Genomic DNA, 14,720 nt, shown 5'->3' on the forward strand with positions numbered 1-14,720 from the left:
AGCGAGCGGATCCCCGCGGCGTCGCGCGCCTTGTCCGGTTGACGGCCGCCATCAGCGCATCTCCCCGTCCTCGGGTTCGGGCGCCGGGCTCACGATGTGGACGTGCCGCTGGTCGTCCAGCACCACCGCGCACGGGCGGCCCAGCGACACGGCCTTTCCGCAGGCGATCGCGGTGGAGGCGGTCGGGGGGTCCCAGCGGGTCCACGCCCCGCCCTCGCTCGCCGACGGGACGACCCAGACCTGCCGGTCGTGCCCGATGACCGCGGTGAGGTGGCCCGTCCGGTCCGCGTCGGGCACGGTGCCGAGGCCGGCGCGGATGCGCTGGTCCCCCGGCCGCCCGTGCGGCGTCCAGAGCGGAGGCCTCCCGGGCTCCCATCGGCTGCTCCACACCTGGCCGCTCGGAGCGCCGACGCCGACGATGCGCAGCGCCGTGGAGCCGGCGTCCTCGACCCCGACGCCGATCCCCGCGCCGATCCTCTCGGTGGCGTCCGGGGTGCCGAGGTCGGTCCACGGGAAGGCGTCGCCCTCCGGAACGTCGGCCCACAGATGTCCGTCACCCGTGACGGTGACGGCGACCGGCAGGAACCCGGCTCCGCCGGGTGCGGCGGCCCCGACGATCGCGAAGATCGGCTGCCCCTGCGGCACACCGCGGTCGGTCCAGCGCCAGTCGCCGCCGGCGAGGGATCGCATCCAGAGGCGCCCGTCGTCCCCGAGGACGTGGACGGCCGGGGGCCCGCCGAAGAAGTCGACCGCGACCGGCGCCGCGGCGGTGCTGATCGGCCCGCCGCCGGGGGCGCCGTGGTCGACCCAGGTCCACCGGACCTCGCCCTCCCGGTCCTCGGCCGTCCTCGCCCACAGGCGCCCGTCGCTGCCGACCACGAAAACCCAGGTCGGACGGGGCTCGCTGCCCTCCATGTTCAGCACCCCGACGCCCACGGCGGCGGTGACGCCGGCGGCGGGCGGGCCCTGGCGGACCCAGGAGCCGGGCGGGACGACGAAGCCGCCGGGCGCGCCCGCCCACAGCTCGCCGCTCCACACCTCGCCGTTCTCGTCGATGACGTGGAGCATGTTCGAGAAGGGGCCGATCGAGGTCCCCACGACCGACACCACGACGGCCGGGCATTCGATGCCGCTCCACACGACAGGAGTCATCGGGGCTTCCCTTCATGCGTGGTCGTCCTCGGAATCTCCATGCCCATCGGCGGCGCGCCCTCTCTTGGTCGCGGGTCAGCGGATTGACTACCTCCCATAAAGTCGGAAATCAGAGGTGACAGCATGTGGCGAGCCGGCATTGGCGGAATTGCCATATCCACCCCTCTTCGGGGGCTCAGAGCACCAGGTCTTCGGGGCGCACGACCTCGCGCGGCGCCGGCGTCGTCTCCAGCCGTTCCAGGGGATCCGCCTGGACGCAGGCGTCCAGGCCCAGACCGGTGAGGTCGGCGATGCGCCTGACCGGCACCTGGTAGGTGCGGTAGGCGCCGTAGGAGAAGGACTCCACGGTGGGGAGATCGGCGATGAGCGAGGACTGGCTGAGCAGGTAGGCGGTCGCCGACAGCCGCCCCGTCCCGGTGACCATCGAGACGACCTTCCAGAACTGGCGCGGCAGCAGCACGCCCCGGTAGGCCTCGTCGTCGGGCGCCAGCACCGGGCCGGTGAAGACGTTGACCAGCAGATCGAGGTTGTCGGCGTTGTGCAGGATGTAGTCCTCCAGCCCGGCCCACAGCGTCTGGCCCGCGTTGAAGGCGTGGTGCTGCGGGGTGGAGTTGGTGAAGTGGAAGGTGTCGTCGTTGGCCGCCTTGGCCTCCCCATCGGTCGTCCCCCACGCGGGATCGACGCGCCGGACCAGGTGCCCGCGGTCCAGGGGGTTGTCCCGGTAGACGTCCTCGCCGGTCTGCTCGCCGATCGCCAGCCGGGGATCGAAGATCCAGCGGTCGGCCTCCCGTCTGGGCGGCCGCGCGAGCACGCCGTTGATGTTGCACGCCGTGAACAGCGCCAGCCGCCGGTGCCGGTGCATGACGACGCTGAAATGGTGGTACCGGAGCTCACCGGACACGGCGGACGCCATCGCCGGCGACGGGACCGGCATCGGCACCTCGGCGGAGAGGAAACGCGGATCGTAGCCCTTCCGGCTGCCGTAATCCGGGTCGATCGTGATCGCCTCGGCCGTCTTCGGTTCCCCGCCCGCGGCCCCGTCCCCGCCTCCGGTGCCGAGCCGGACCGTGATCTCCAACGGGATCGAGACCGCGACCTCCCCGTGCCGCGCGGCCGTGTGGACCTCCGCCGTTGCGAGGGGCGTCGCCGTCGCGCGGGGCGTCGCCGTCCCCGCGGCGGACGAGGAGGGCGGGGTGGCGGGAACCGCCGAAGCCGATTGCAGGACGGGCGTCCCGGCCCTCGCGCCGCCGGCCTGCGGCGGGACCGCGGCGGGCGTTGCCGCGGCGGGCGGGCCGACAGGGGCGGGCGCGGCGAGCGCGGCCGTCTCAGGCGCGAAGGCCAGGTCGGCGAGCGCGCGCTGCGGCGCGGGCAGCGCCGCCTCCCGGACCAGGCGGCAGATCCGGCTGATCCGGACTCCTTCGTTGATGACGCCGCCGAGGTCGGCGTGCTCGGGCGCGGGCACGCTCGCGTGGTGCAGCGCCACGATCTCCCACTGGTCGTTGAAGACCGGCGACCCGGACGACCCGGGTTCGGTGTCGGCCGCGTAGTGCAGGTACTGGTCGAGGACGTCGACGATCCGGTTCTCGCGCAGCGCCACCTGCTTCCGGCCGCCGCCCGGGTGCTGCACGATCGTGACGAACTCCCCGATGATCGCCTTGCCCTCGGCCTCGATCAGCGGGTTGAACCCGAAGGCGGCCGGCGCCCCGGCCGGGGCGCGGACCGCGACCAGCGCGACGTCCAGGGCCTCGTCGGCCAGGAAGAACCGGTCGGGGTCGAGCGGGCACGCGGTGGCGGGAAGGGGCCTGCCGTCGACGCCGTCCTGGTAGTTGAACTCGATCAGGCTGGTACGGGCGACACCCGCGTCAGGCAGCACATGGTGGTTGGTGAGCAGCAGGTCCGGCGACACCATCGAGCCGGTGCCGAACCCGACGAGGTTCCCGCGCCCGTCCCGGATGCCGACCCGGCCCACCGCCCGCGCCGCGGCCACCCCGGCGTCGAGGTAGCGCACGCCCACGTAGTCCACGGTTTTGATGATCTTTTCAAGCCCGGTGCCGGGCCGGTCCGCGGCGGGGCCGAGCAGATCTCCGTCCGGGGAGAAGCGGCCGAGCCGGTCGGCGCGCAGGCCGATCCGCTCGGACGTGTCGGCGCGGGCCAGCCCGCCGGGCGCGGCCAGTACTTGTTCGTGGGCGCGCCGCTCCTGGATCCGCTCGGCCACCCGGCCCGCCGCGGCCGCGTGCTGCCGCTCCTGCTCGTGCTCCTGCTCCCGTTCATATGCGCGCTGGTCCATTCCCGCCCCCGACGGTTCATGACGTCACGGTTGCCTGCGGGCCGACTACCCGGACCGGCAAACAACCACACACCACCCTCTCTCGGAAATATCGCCTATTACCATCTCGACCGGAAAGCATCCCCACTACTTGACGGAATTGCACGGCTCAGCGTCCGGCGCGACCGGCCGGCGCGGACGCGCAATCAGCCGCCGGCTCGTCTGCCCCGGGGCGACCAGAAGTCGGGGCGCCGGATCGCTCGGCGCGGGGGCGTCCGGCCAGGCGGACCGCCGCGAGGACGAGCGCGCAGCCCGCGATCCGCACGGGGCCGGGGCGCTCGCCGAGCACCGCCGCGCGGGTGCTCGCGCAGCTGTCGGCGGCCGCCGCCGAGCTGGACGGGCTGCGCGCCGACGTGACCGGGCCGGTGCGGCTCGGCGCGTTCGTCACCGCCGCCCGGTCGGTGCTGCCGCCCGCGCTCGCCGCGCTGGGCGAGCGGCACCCGGGGCTGTCGCCCACCCTCCGGGAGGGCGAGGCGGAGAACCTGCTGCCCGCCCTGGCGCGCGGCGACCTCGACGTGGCGGTGGTGGAGAGCTGGGACACGCTGCCGGCCCCGTTCCCCGCCTCGGTGCCGAACGTCCTGCTGTCCTGCGACGTCATCGACCTGGCGCTCCCGGCCGCGCACCCGCTCGCCCGGCGCCGCACCGTCGACCTGCATGAGCTGGGCGGCCTGCGGTGGGCCGCCTGGACGGCCGGCGGGACCTGCGAGAGGCAGATCGTCCAGACGCTGCGCGAGCACAGCGTCGACCCCGAGATCGCCTGCAACGTGGCCGACTACCCGACCCGGCTGGCGCTCGTCGCCGCCGGGACGGCCGCCGCGATGATCCAGCGGCCCGGCCGCGACCCCGTCCCCGCCGGCGTCCGGATGCTCGCCACCCGCCCGGTCGTGCGCCGCAAGATCCACGCGGCGTGGCGGACCGAGGCCGCGGGCCCGGCCGTCGACGCGTGCGCCGAGGCGCTGCGGGCCGCCGCCGAGCACTTCACGGAGGACCGCCTCGCGTCCTGAGCGGCGGTCGGCCGGCCGTGGCCGAGACTTGACCGCGGCTTCAGGTGCGGCGGGCACCCGGCGGGAATGATCCCTGTGCCCGGAATCTCCCGATCGTTATGGGGAACCATGCGTTTTCTTGCTCGCGCGCACCAGATGCCCGTGCGGCTGGCCGTGGGGGCGTTCGTCCTGAACTCGGGCCTGTCGAAGCTCAAGGGCGACGAGGGGACGGCCGAGTACATCCACGGCACCGCCAAGACCGCCTACCCGTTCCTGGAGTCGCAGGACAAGGCCGCGTTCACCCGCACCCTCGGCACCGCCGAGGTCGCGCTCGGCACCGCGCTGGTCACCCCGCTCGTACCGACGCTCCTGGTGGGCGCGGCCCTCACCGCGTTCGCGACCGGGCTGGCCGGCCTCTACCTGCGGCTTCCCGGCATGCGCGAGGGGCTCCGGCCCACCCAGCAGGGCGTCGTGCTCGCCAAGGACACCTGGCTGCTCGGAATCGGCGCCACGCTGGTGCTGGAGGAGCTGAGCCGGGCCCGCGAGGAGCGCCGCGGCCGCCGCCGCTGACGGGCGGGCGGGGGCCGGACCGGCTCCGGCGCGGGTCAGCCGGCCTGATGGCCAGGTTCCAGGTCCGGCAGCGAGCGGAAGGTGAGCGGGGCGGCCCCGCCGTCCCCCGCCACCTCGATCGGGTCCAGCAGGAAGCCGACGTGGTCTCCCAGGTCGACGCGCTCCAGGACGCGGCCGGCCAGATGGCGGCGGGCCGCCGAGAGCAGCGGCACGCCCTCGGGCCCGGGACGCCAGGAGCACCGGGCGAACTTGTCGACGTCGTCGCCGGTCCGCGCACCGAACAGGGCGGCGAGTTCCCGCTGGTCCTCGTCCTGCCCGAGGACGTGCACGGCGAGGACCGCCGCCGCCTCGGCCGTCCTGCAGGTGCGGTTGCGCCGGGACAGGCACACCAGGAACCTAAACGGGTCGATGCTGGTCTGCGTGGCGAACCCGACCAGGCACCCGTCCCGCTCCCCCGTGCCCGGATCGGCCGCCGTCACCACGAACATCGGGTAGTCGGAACCGGCGACGAACTCATCGCTGTCCACCCCGGCAGCCTATGCCGCCACCACCGGGAGGGCGGGCCGCCGCCGGCTTGACGCACGGCGGGCGGCGGGCGAGGATCGGCCCGTCCGAGGAGGCCGCGCCATGACGTCCCAGTCCCAGCCGTCCCCGCTCGTCCGCGCGGCCGGCGGCGCCGACGCCGCCGGGATCGCCGCGGTGCTCGGGCGCGCGTTCGACGACGACCCGGTCTGGGGCTGGATCCTGCCCGACGAGGCGTCCCGCGTCCGCCGGCTGACCGGCGTGTTCGGCATCCTGCTGCGGCAGATGCACCTGCGGCACGGCGGCACCGAGGCGGCCGGCCGCGGACCGGACGTCGAGGCCGCCGCGCTGTGGGACCCGCCCGGCCTCTGGCGCGTCCCGCTGCGCGCCCAGGCGCTGCAGGGCGTGCCGCTGCTGCGCGCGCTCGGCCGCCGGGTGCCGGCGGCGCTGCGCGCGCTCGGCGAGATCGAGAAGCACCATCCGGCGGAGCCGCACTGGTACCTGGCGATCCTCGGCACCGACCCGCCCGCGCAGGGCAACGGGCTCGGCGGGTCGCTGCTGCGGTCCCGGCTGGACCGCTGCGACGCCGAGGGCGTCCCGGCCTACCTCGAGAGTTCCAAGGAGCGCAACGTCCCGTACTACGAGCGGTTCGGGTTCCGGGTGACGCGGGAGCTCGCCCTGCCGGGCCGCGGCTGCCCGCCGGTGTGGCTGATGTGGCGGGACCCGGGCGGCGGCTGACCGGCTCCCGACACGCGGGTGCACCTCCGGTTAAGCCGCTGTCATGGCCGGAAGAGGCCATCTTCGGGAGGGCGCCGCCGGAAGCGTGCGCGCCCGGCGACGGCCCGTCACCCCGCCGCTTCCCTGCTGCCCGTCACCCGCGCCGCGCGAACCGCGGAACACCGCCAAACGCGGTTGACCCGATGCGGCCATCGCGGGCGGCGGATCTCGGCCGGACCGGCGGGCGCCGCCGACGCACCGCGCCCCGATCGGCCTACCGTCGAGGAGTAGCCACCCCACGATTGGTGAAGCGCCCATGACGACGTGCCGCCCGCCGTCCCGCACCCGCCTCCCCCGCGCACGCCGTCGTGCCGCACCAGGCCGGCCGGCGCCCGAGGCGAGGACGGCGCGGACATGAGCGTCCCCGCGGTGGGCACCCGGGCTCTCGCCGCCGTGCCCCCGCCGGCGGCCGAGCCGGCCGGGGACGCCTCCCCCGCGCCCGCGGGCGCGGACGCCCCGCTCGCCCTGCACCGGCCCGCCTCCTCCCGCGTCCACGACCACCTCCTCGGCGGCAAGGACAACTACGCCGCCGACCGCGACCTCGCCCGGCAGGTCCTGGACGTCCTGCCGCAGGCGGCCGGCGCCGCGCGCGAGGGCCGCGCGTTCCTCGCCCGCGCGGTCCGCGCCTGCGCCGAGCGCGGCGTGCGGCAGTTCCTCGACCTCGGCTGCGGCCTGCCCGCCGCCGACAACCTGCACCAGATGGCGGCCCGGCACGTGGCCGGCACCCGCGTCGTGTACGTCGACGCCGACCCGCTGGTCATCGCGCACGCCCGCGCGCTGCTGGTCGAGGGCGGCAACATCGCCGCGCTCCGCGCCGACCTGCGCGACCCGGCCGCCATCCTGGCGGCCCCGCAGGTGCGGCGGCTGATCGACCCGGCCGAGCCGGTGGCGCTGGTGTTCTCCTCCGTCCTGCACTTCCTGCCGGACCCGCGCGTCCCGGTCGCCGCGCTCGGCGCCGCGGCGGCTCCGGGCAGCGCGCTCGTCGTCTCGCACGCCACCGCCGACCACGCGCCCGGGGCGGTCGCCGAGGCGGCCCGGCGGTACGCGGCGGCGGGCGCGGGCCCGCTGCTGCCCCGCCGCGCCCGCGAGATCGAGGGGCTGTTCGGGCCGTTCACGCCGCTGCCCCCGGGCGTCGTTCCGGCCGCACGGTGGCGCGCCGGGACCCCGCCCCGGGCGGACGGGGCGGCAGCGGTCCTGTACGCGGGGGTCGGCATCCGCGCCTAGCCGCGCGGTGACCTTGAGTGCCGGTTCCCCGACACGCCGCGTTCAGGTGATGTTCAGGGGGTCTGTTGGGAGCATGGAGGCCGGGCCCCTAGGGTGGCCCGGATGCCGACGAACACTCTCACCACGGAAACGAAGGCAAGCGGCGCGCCGGCGGCCCCGGCGGCCCGGATGGGCTGGCTCGACGCCCTGCGAGGCGTGGCCGCCCTGGTGGTGGTGTTCGAGCACTCGCTGGACGTGCTGCTCCCCGAGGTCCGCCGGAACGTGAGCCCGTGGTTCGACTTCGGGCGGTACGGGGTCTTCCTGTTCTTCCTGATCAGCGGCTATGTCGTTCCGTTCTCGCTGGTGCGGCGGGGCAGCGTCCGGGCGTTCTGGGTCGGCCGGCTCTTCCGGCTGTACCCGGCCTGGTTCATGTCCGTCGGGCTGATGCTGGCGCTCGGCGCGAGCGGGGTGTCGTGGGGCCTGCCGCAGGGGCTCGGCGACCGCCCGTGGATCTCCGCGGTCGCGCACCTGACGATGCTGCAGGACCTGCTCGGCGTGCCCAACGTCGTCAACGTCTTCTGGACGCTGTCCTACGAGATGGTGTTCTACCTGCTCATCACCGCGATGTTCATCGCGGGCGTGAAGGGCGCGAGCGCGCGGGTCTCCCTCGGCTTCGGCGTGGCGGCGGCGATGCTCGGCGTCTCGCTGCCGTCGGGGCTGCTGGCCACCCGGTGGCCCGGCGCGACCCCGATGGTCGCCGCGTTCGCGCTCGCGGCGGGCATCGCGGCCATGGTCAGCGCCCGCCCGGCGGTGCGCCGCGCGGGCGTCGCGATCGTGGCGGCGCTCGCGCTGACGCTGCTCGTGCTGGACAGCCGGATCGGCGGGATCGAGAGCCTGTGCATCATCGCCACGATGTTCGCCGGGACGGCGGTGCGCGGCATCCAGGACGGCCGGCTGCGCGCGCGGCCCGCCGCGGCGATGGTCGCCCTCGTCCCGGCCCTGACGCTGCTGGCGGGCCTGCGCCCGCCCGCGACGTGGACCGAGCACGGGTACCCGCAGTCGCTCGGCGTCGACTGGTCGATCGGCGTGGCCGCCGCCTGGCTGACCTTCCTCGGCGGCCTGGCCCTGCGGCACCGCCGCATGCCCCGGGCACTGATGTGGCTGGGGCTCGTCAGCTACTCGGTGTACCTGCTGCACCCGATGGTCGTCCAGACGGTCTGGCGGGCCGCCGGGGAGCGCGACGCGATGCCGCTGTGGGTGCGGCTGGCCTGGGAGGGCGTGCTGCTGGCCGGCGTCCTCGTCGCCGCCGGACTGGCCCACCGCTACGTGGAGCGGCCCGCGCAACGCCTCGGCCGCCGGCTGGCCCGGCGGCCCGGCCGCACGCCGGAGCCGCCGGCGGAACCGCCCGCGCCGCGGCCCGAGCCCGCCGCTTCCTAGCCACCGGGGGGAACGGCCGGGGCCGGCGGGGCACGTGATACGCATGACAGGAGGATTCGAGGAAACCTCCCGTCCGGGCATCCGCCTTCACCGCGCGTGCACCGGATGGTGACAGCGATCACTTTCTTGCCTAGGGTGAGGCCGCCGGTTCACCCGCCCGGAGGGAGGTCCCTGTGGTCAGTCCCCTGCCGGACGGAGGCCGCGCGGCGCACGGCTCCATGCCCGCCGAGCTGCCCGACCTGCTGCGCCAGCACCTGCAGGCGGCGGTCGAGGAGATGGAGCGGGAGATCCGCGACCAGGTCCCCGAGTACGCGGGCGACGGCCGCGGCGAGTACGCCCTGCGGGTCGAGCGGACCGTCAGCGACACGGTCGCGTTCTTCGTCGACTCGGTCGACCACCCCGACGCCGACGCGCGGCACCTGACCGAGCTGTACATGCACCTCGGCGAGCTGGAGGCCCGGCAGGGGCGCGGGCTGGAGGCGCTGCAGAACGCGATGCGGGTGAGCAGCCAGATCGCCTGCCGCCGGTTCATCAAGGACGCCTACCGGCTCGGCTGGTCGCGCGAGACGCTGGGCCGGCTGACCGACTCGCTGTTCATGCTGCTGGCACGGGTCGCCGACGCGGCGGCGCAGGGGTACGCCCGCGAGCAGGGGCAGCTGGCGACCGAGCGGGAGCAGCGCCGCGAGCGGCTGCGCGACGCGCTCGTCGCCGAGCCGTCGCCCGGGCACGAGGCGATCACCGAGCTGGCGGTCGCGGCGCGCTGGGACCCGCCGCGCAGCGTCGGGCTGGTCGCGCTGCCCGCCGGGGCGCCCGCGGGCGCCCGGATCCTGCCGCCGGCGGTGCTCGCCGCGTGGGACGCGCCCGTCCCGTACCTGGTCGTCCCCGACCCCGAGGGGCCGGGGCAGGACCGGCTGTGGCCGGCGCTGCGGCGGATCGGCACCGCCGCGATCGGACCGACGGTGCCGCTCACGCAGGGCGCGGTGTCGCTGCGGTGGGCGCGGCACGCGCTGACGCTGGTCGAGCGCGGGCTGCTGCCCGCCGGGGGGCCGGTCCGGTGCGCCGAGCACATCGCCCCGCTGGCCACGCTCGCGGCCGAGGAGCTGGTCGGCGCGACCGCCGGGGCGGTGCTCGGCCCGCTGCTCGACCTGGCGCCGGCGCGCCGGCAGCCGCTCGCCGAGACGCTGCTGACCTACCTGCAGTCCGGCGACAACGCGGTGGTCGCGGCGGAGCGGCTGCACATCCACGAGCAGACCGTCCGGTACCGGCTGCGGCGGATCACCGAGCTGACCGGCGGCCGGTTCACCGACCTCGACGGGCGGCTCGACCTGATGCTGATGCTGAGCTGGCTGGTGCGGTCCGGGCGCGCGGAGGAGTCCGCCTGACGCGGCCCTCCCGGCGGCCGGCCGGGCTGGGACGCGGCGAGGTGGTGGCCGAGGAACGCGAGCTGCGCCGGGAGGCGCGGGCGCCAGAAGCCGCCGTCGTGGCATCCGCGGCCCATGGAGCCCTCCGGGTGGATGCGCCCGCGCAGCCTGCGGGCCATCGGCGCGAACGGGTCGCTCGTGCCGCAGTCGACGCGGATCGGGATGCCCTTCAGCGCGTCCAGGTCGCCGAAGACGTCGTTGCGGGCGAAGTCGGCCGCGTCGTCGAAGGACCGCGCGTTGGTGCCGCGCGCGTCCGCGTAGGAGGCGAACAGGGCGGGCGAGGAGGCGACGGCGGCGGCCGTGCGCCGCGCGCCCAGCCTGCGCGCCAGCACGAGGGCGCCGTAGCCGCCCATCGACCAGCCGATGACGCCGATCCGGCCGGTGCGGGCGCCCTCGGCCGCCAGCCGCGGCAGCAGCTCGTCGACGATCATGCCGATGGGGTCGTCGCCGTCCGCCCGGGCGTGCCAGTAGGTGTCGGGCCCGCCGTCGACGGCCGCGATCGCGAACGGGGGGACGCCGCCGCGCGCGACCGCGTCCGGGAGGTAGTGGTCCAGCGCGAGGGCCCGCACGGCGGACGCCCCGTCGCCGCCGCTGCCGTGCAGGGCGACGGCGACCGGGAGGCCGCGCAGGGACCGGTTCCGCGCGGGCAGGACGACGGTGGCGGTGACGTTCGTGCGGCGGTGCGCCGACCGCCAGGCCGGCCGCCGGACGGTCGTGGACGCGGTCGGCGGCGCGGGCACGCTCCCGCACCGGCCGAGGGCCTTGTCGAGGCGGACCCGGCCGGGCAGCACGTCGTTCTCGACGAGGGCGTAGCCCGTCCCGCCCGCCGCCGCGAAGGCGCCGAGTCCGCCGATGAGCAGCGCGCGTCTGGAGATCAACGAGAGTCCTTCCGGAGGGCGTGGTCACCCGATTGGATCTCCGGAGGGCCGCGAAGGTTCCGCGCGATCCGCACCGGGCGCGGCCGGGACCGGCGGGCTCAGGTGGCCGCGGCCTCGTCGGCGCGGCCGGGCGCGGACTGGGAGTGCGACAGGACGGTCACCCCGGCGGTGAGCAGGACGGCGCTCAGCGCGACCGCCGCGAACGCCGACGGCGAATGCGGCGGCTCGGTGTGGAAGGCGAAGACGGCCAGCACGTAGGACGCGACGGGGTTGGTCATCGTCATCGCGGTCATCGCGGCGGGCAGCGACCCGGCGGCGAACGCCTTCTGCTCCAGCACGAGCCCGAGCAGCGTGGACCCGGCGAGCGCGTACCCGGGCCAGTCGAGCGCCGTCGCGCCGACGCCGCGCTCGACCAGGTCGGCGGTGGTGAGCTTGATGAGCACGGCGGTCGCCGCGAACATCAGCCCGGAGCAGACGCCGAGCAGCACCGCCCGGACCGTCCCGCGGCGCAGGTTCGCGGCGCGCGACAGCGCCAGCACGAACGGGACGGCGGCCAGGCCGGCGAGGATCAGCCGCGGCCGGGACGGCTCGCCCTGCGCGGGGATCGCGCCGGGCACGGTGAACAGCACCGCGAGGCCCGCGGTGACGGCGATCCCGCCGACCAGGTCGCCGCGGGCGGGGCGGCGGCCGGTCACGGCCGCGCCGAGCAGGATCGTGAACGCCAGCTGGGTGACCAGCAGCGGCTGGACGAGCGCCGTGGAGCCGAGGTGCAGGGCGGCGGCCTGGCTCATGAACCCGGCCAGGTTGGAGCCCCACCCGGCCAGCCAGACCGGATCGCGCAGCAGCGCGCCGATCAGCCGGGCGGCCGGGACACGGCCCTTGCCCTCCCCCACGGCGCGGCGCGCCGCGCGGTACTGCAGCGCGGCGGCCGCCGCGAACAGCAGCGCCGCCAGCACGCTGAACGCGGCGGACCACGCCATCAAGGCGTTCCGGTCTGCGCGCCGCTGCGGCCGGGACCGGCGTCGACGCCGAACTCGGCCGCCAGCTTCTCGAACGCGCGCAGCAGGCCGCCGGCGAACCGGTCCGGCGCGGGCAGCGCCCGCGTCTCGGCGACCACGCAGACGTGCAGGGCGCCGTCCCGGCTCAGCGCCCCGACCGTGATCGGGACGCTTCCGGCGGGCGGCAGGATCGGGTGCAGGCCGCCGAGCGGCGCGCCCGCCAGCAGCAGCGGGCCGGACGGCCCGCGCAGGGTCGCGACGACCGCGCCGGCGAACGGGGCCGGGCCCGCGGGCGGGCGGTCCCCGGCGGCCCGGCGCAGGCCGGCGAGCCGTTCGCGCAGCGGGCGGTCGTCGACGGGGACGTCCAGCCGGCGGTCGCCGCCGCGCTCCTCCGGCACGACGGCGACGCGCAGCGTCCACGCGCCGGACGGCGCCCCGCCCTCCTCCGCGGCGGCCTCGGCGGCGGCGTCGCCGGTGAGGGCGGCCAGCAGGGCGGTGAGCCGGACGCCGGCGGCGCGGGCGACCTCGCGGACCCGGTCCAGCGGCAGCGTGGCGGTCCCGAAGCCGTACCGGGGCGCGGCGCCGCCGCCGATCGCGGGCGGCGCCGCCATGGCGGGCGGGGCGGGCGCCGGCAGCACGGCGCTCCGGCCGGGCCCGGGGACGTCCGCGGCCGGGTCGAGGATACCGCGCAGCGGGCCGAGAGGGCCGTCGCCGTCCGCGAGGGCGCGGTGGAGCAGCACGACCACGGCGTCCGGGGCCGTCCCGCCGCCGCGGATCAGGTGCAGCCGCCACGGCGGGCGGCCGGCGCCGAGCGGTTCCGCGATCAGCCGCGCGACCAGCGCGTCCCGGGCGCGGCGGTCGCCCGGGGCGGGCAGCGCGGTCTCGCGGACGTGCCAGCCAAGGTCGATCTCCGCGGCGCCGTCCAGGCGCGCGCGGTCCGGCCCGCCGGGCGGGCGGAGCCGGCCGGCCGGCCGGGGCAGGTCGGTGAGCCGGGGCAGGTCGGGCAGCCGCTCGGCCAGCAGCGCCCGCACGCGCGCGGCGGCGGGGCCCGGCCCGGTGAACTCCGCGACGCCTCCCACGACCTGCGGCACCTCCCCGCTCTCCCCGGACGCGGGCGGCGCGCCGGCGGCGGCCCGCCGCGGCGGGGCGGAGGGCGCGTCCGGTACCGCCTCCCCCCGGAGATCGTGCCCCGGCAGCAGGCCCCTCAAGACCCCGGCCCGGACGAGCCGGGCGCGCAGCGCCTCCGCGCCCGCCGCGGCGGGGACCAGCAGCAGCCCGCCCGGGATGTCCACCACGTAGTGCGCGGCCGTCGCGACGATCACCAGGCCGGTGACCACCAGGTGCAGGGCGCACAGGCAGGCGACGGCGGCGCCGCAGCGGGCGCGGACGGCGGCGACGCCGATCCACGCCACCCAGCCGATGTGCAGGCTGGGCATCGCCGCGTACGGGTTCGCGCCGGCCGAGACCGCGCCGGTGCCCCAGGTGGCGGGCGGATGGTGCAGCGCGATGATGTCGGTGTACCCCTCGCCGGGCAGCAGCCGCGGCGGCGTCGACGGCCAGGCCGCGAAGCAGCAGATCGCGATCAGGGTGATCCAGATCAGCATGTTGCGGGCCCACGGGTAGGCGGGGCTGCGCCGCCACCACAGGTAGCCGACGAACCCGAAGGTGGCGAGCACGTACGTCGTCGCGTACTCCCACGCGGCCAGCGCGCCGAGCCACCCGTGCCGGATGAGCACGCCGTTGAGCTGGTGCCCGACGTCCAGGTGCGCCCACCGCTCCAGGGCCAGCAGCGACCGGCCGTGGGCGTCGCTGACGGCCCGCGCCCCGGCGAACGCGTGCGTGAAGGCCAGGTACACCGCCAGTACGGCCAGCCCCGCGGCGATCTCGCGCGCGGCCGCGGCCGCGCGCCCGCGCTCGTCCTCGCGCGCACCGGACGGGGCCGCCTCGCACCGGGTCACGCCGCTCCTCCCGCCTCTGCCATCGCACCACCCCCTACCGATCATCCTCCCCACGATCGTTCACGACGACCATGAGGGGGTGGTCGATCGCCGCCTTTTTCGCGGCAAGAACCCGGGAACCGCCCGCGCCTGGGCATTACGGTGAGGTCGATGGGCGGCCGGCGCGCGGGGCGTCAGGCGAGGGGGACGCGGAGGCCGACGGTGCCGCGCAGGTCGAGCCAGGCCGTCCCGTTCCCGAGGACCAGCCGCAGGACGACGTGCTCGCATCGCGGGCACCGGGCGACGGCGCCCGGCGCGTGCGTGTAGACGCGCAGGCGCGGCAGCGGTCCCGCGAGGCCGCACGCGGTGCACCGCACCGCGGCCCTGGTCACGTCCACGCCGAACACCTCGCTCAGGGGCCCGGCGAGCGCGTTGCCGTCCTGGTAAGCGCCGGTGTCCTCGTAGACGACGGCCTCCGCTCGCGTGCCCGCGCCCGCTCCCGTGTCCGGTCCCATG

12 protein-coding genes and 1 pseudogene are annotated in these 14,720 nt (G+C 76.6%); 6 read left to right on the forward strand and 7 right to left on the reverse strand.

Annotated elements, in window-relative coordinates; all coding sequences use genetic code 11:
* Positions 1–51: 51 nt before the first annotated feature.
* Both F8568_RS34120 and F8568_RS34125 read right to left on the reverse strand, forming a co-directional pair.
* Positions 52–1,152, reverse strand: a complete 1,101-nt coding sequence (locus F8568_RS34120; RefSeq protein ID WP_151597822.1) for a hypothetical protein — start codon at positions 1,150–1,152, stop codon at positions 52–54.
* A 175-nt stretch (positions 1,153–1,327) separates the two neighbouring features.
* On the reverse strand, positions 1,328–3,439 hold the full coding sequence (locus tag F8568_RS34125; protein WP_151597823.1) for a DNA/RNA non-specific endonuclease: 2,112 nt from the start codon (positions 3,437–3,439) through the stop codon (positions 1,328–1,330).
* 338 nt (positions 3,440–3,777) lie between these two features.
* Between F8568_RS34125 and F8568_RS34130 the strand changes: the two genes are divergently transcribed.
* Both F8568_RS34130 and F8568_RS34135 read left to right on the forward strand, forming a co-directional pair.
* The gene (locus tag F8568_RS34130; protein WP_160573866.1) at positions 3,778–4,482 is read left to right on the forward strand and encodes a LysR substrate-binding domain-containing protein; all 705 of its coding nucleotides are present in this window, start codon (positions 3,778–3,780) and stop codon (positions 4,480–4,482) included.
* Between the two features lie 108 nt (positions 4,483–4,590).
* On the forward strand, positions 4,591–5,031 hold the full coding sequence (locus tag F8568_RS34135) for a hypothetical protein (RefSeq protein WP_151597825.1): 441 nt from the start codon (positions 4,591–4,593) through the stop codon (positions 5,029–5,031).
* 35 nt (positions 5,032–5,066) lie between these two features.
* On the opposite strand, the gene F8568_RS34140 is transcribed toward F8568_RS34135, so the two are convergent.
* Positions 5,067–5,558: a flavin reductase family protein gene (locus F8568_RS34140; protein WP_328601152.1), complete on the reverse strand. Its 492-nt coding sequence runs from the start codon at positions 5,556–5,558 to the stop codon at positions 5,067–5,069.
* A 100-nt stretch (positions 5,559–5,658) separates the two neighbouring features.
* Here F8568_RS34140 and F8568_RS34145 point away from each other — a divergent pair, with 100 nt between their 5' ends.
* The 4 genes from F8568_RS34145 to F8568_RS34160 all read left to right on the forward strand — a co-directional run bounded on the left by F8568_RS34145 (position 5,659) and on the right by F8568_RS34160 (position 10,352).
* The gene (locus F8568_RS34145; protein WP_151597826.1) at positions 5,659–6,291 is read left to right on the forward strand and encodes a GNAT family N-acetyltransferase; all 633 of its coding nucleotides are present in this window, start codon (positions 5,659–5,661) and stop codon (positions 6,289–6,291) included.
* Between the two features lie 393 nt (positions 6,292–6,684).
* The gene (locus tag F8568_RS34150; RefSeq protein ID WP_151597827.1) at positions 6,685–7,554 is read left to right on the forward strand and encodes an SAM-dependent methyltransferase; all 870 of its coding nucleotides are present in this window, start codon (positions 6,685–6,687) and stop codon (positions 7,552–7,554) included.
* A gap of 102 nt (positions 7,555–7,656) precedes the next feature.
* Positions 7,657–8,970 (forward strand): acyltransferase family protein, encoded by a 1,314-nt coding sequence (locus F8568_RS34155; RefSeq protein WP_151597828.1) that lies wholly within the window; start codon positions 7,657–7,659, stop codon positions 8,968–8,970.
* Positions 8,971–9,143: 173 nt separating this feature from the next.
* The gene (locus F8568_RS34160) at positions 9,144–10,352 is read left to right on the forward strand and encodes a PucR family transcriptional regulator (protein WP_328601153.1); all 1,209 of its coding nucleotides are present in this window, start codon (positions 9,144–9,146) and stop codon (positions 10,350–10,352) included.
* A 173-nt stretch (positions 10,353–10,525) separates the two neighbouring features.
* Here the strand turns inward: F8568_RS34160 and F8568_RS48900 are convergent.
* The 4 genes and pseudogenes from F8568_RS48900 to F8568_RS34180 form a co-directional block, all read right to left on the reverse strand.
* Positions 10,526–11,182, reverse strand: a pseudogene (locus F8568_RS48900) (alpha/beta hydrolase-fold protein); the annotation flags it as partial.
* Between the two features lie 185 nt (positions 11,183–11,367).
* Positions 11,368–12,249, reverse strand: coding sequence for a DMT family transporter (locus tag F8568_RS34170; RefSeq protein ID WP_151597829.1), 882 nt, complete (start codon positions 12,247–12,249; stop codon positions 11,368–11,370).
* Positions 12,249–14,225, reverse strand: coding sequence for a bifunctional phosphatase PAP2/O-acyltransferase family protein (locus F8568_RS34175; RefSeq protein WP_151597830.1), 1,977 nt, complete (start codon positions 14,223–14,225; stop codon positions 12,249–12,251). The genes F8568_RS34170 and F8568_RS34175 overlap by 1 nt, the downstream gene beginning before the upstream one ends.
* Positions 14,226–14,398: 173 nt before the next feature.
* Positions 14,399–14,719, reverse strand: coding sequence for a DUF6510 family protein (locus F8568_RS34180; RefSeq protein ID WP_236009481.1), 321 nt, complete (start codon positions 14,717–14,719; stop codon positions 14,399–14,401).
* Position 14,720: the final 1 nt, after the last annotated feature.

The organism is Actinomadura physcomitrii (genome assembly GCF_008923205.2).
Classification (GTDB): domain Bacteria; phylum Actinomycetota; class Actinomycetes; order Streptosporangiales; family Streptosporangiaceae; genus Spirillospora; species Spirillospora physcomitrii.

What these genes read in the sequence shown, in the direction of transcription:
- F8568_RS34120 (WP_151597822.1), bottom strand. Translation starts at nt 1,152, where the DNA reads ATGACTCCTGTCGTGTGGAGCGGCATCGAATGCCCGGCCGTCGTGGTG.
- F8568_RS34125 (WP_151597823.1), bottom strand. Translation starts at nt 3,439, where the DNA reads ATGGACCAGCGCGCATATGAACGGGAGCAGGAGCACGAGCAGGAGCGG.
- F8568_RS34135 (WP_151597825.1), top strand. Translation starts at nt 4,591, where the DNA reads ATGCGTTTTCTTGCTCGCGCGCACCAGATGCCCGTGCGGCTGGCCGTG.
- F8568_RS34145 (WP_151597826.1), top strand. Translation starts at nt 5,659, where the DNA reads ATGACGTCCCAGTCCCAGCCGTCCCCGCTCGTCCGCGCGGCCGGCGGC.
- F8568_RS34150 (WP_151597827.1), top strand. Translation starts at nt 6,685, where the DNA reads ATGAGCGTCCCCGCGGTGGGCACCCGGGCTCTCGCCGCCGTGCCCCCG.
- F8568_RS34155 (WP_151597828.1), top strand. Translation starts at nt 7,657, where the DNA reads ATGCCGACGAACACTCTCACCACGGAAACGAAGGCAAGCGGCGCGCCG.
- F8568_RS34170 (WP_151597829.1), bottom strand. Translation starts at nt 12,249, where the DNA reads ATGGCGTGGTCCGCCGCGTTCAGCGTGCTGGCGGCGCTGCTGTTCGCG.
- F8568_RS34180 (WP_236009481.1), bottom strand. Translation starts at nt 14,719, where the DNA reads ATGGGACCGGACACGGGAGCGGGCGCGGGCACGCGAGCGGAGGCCGTC.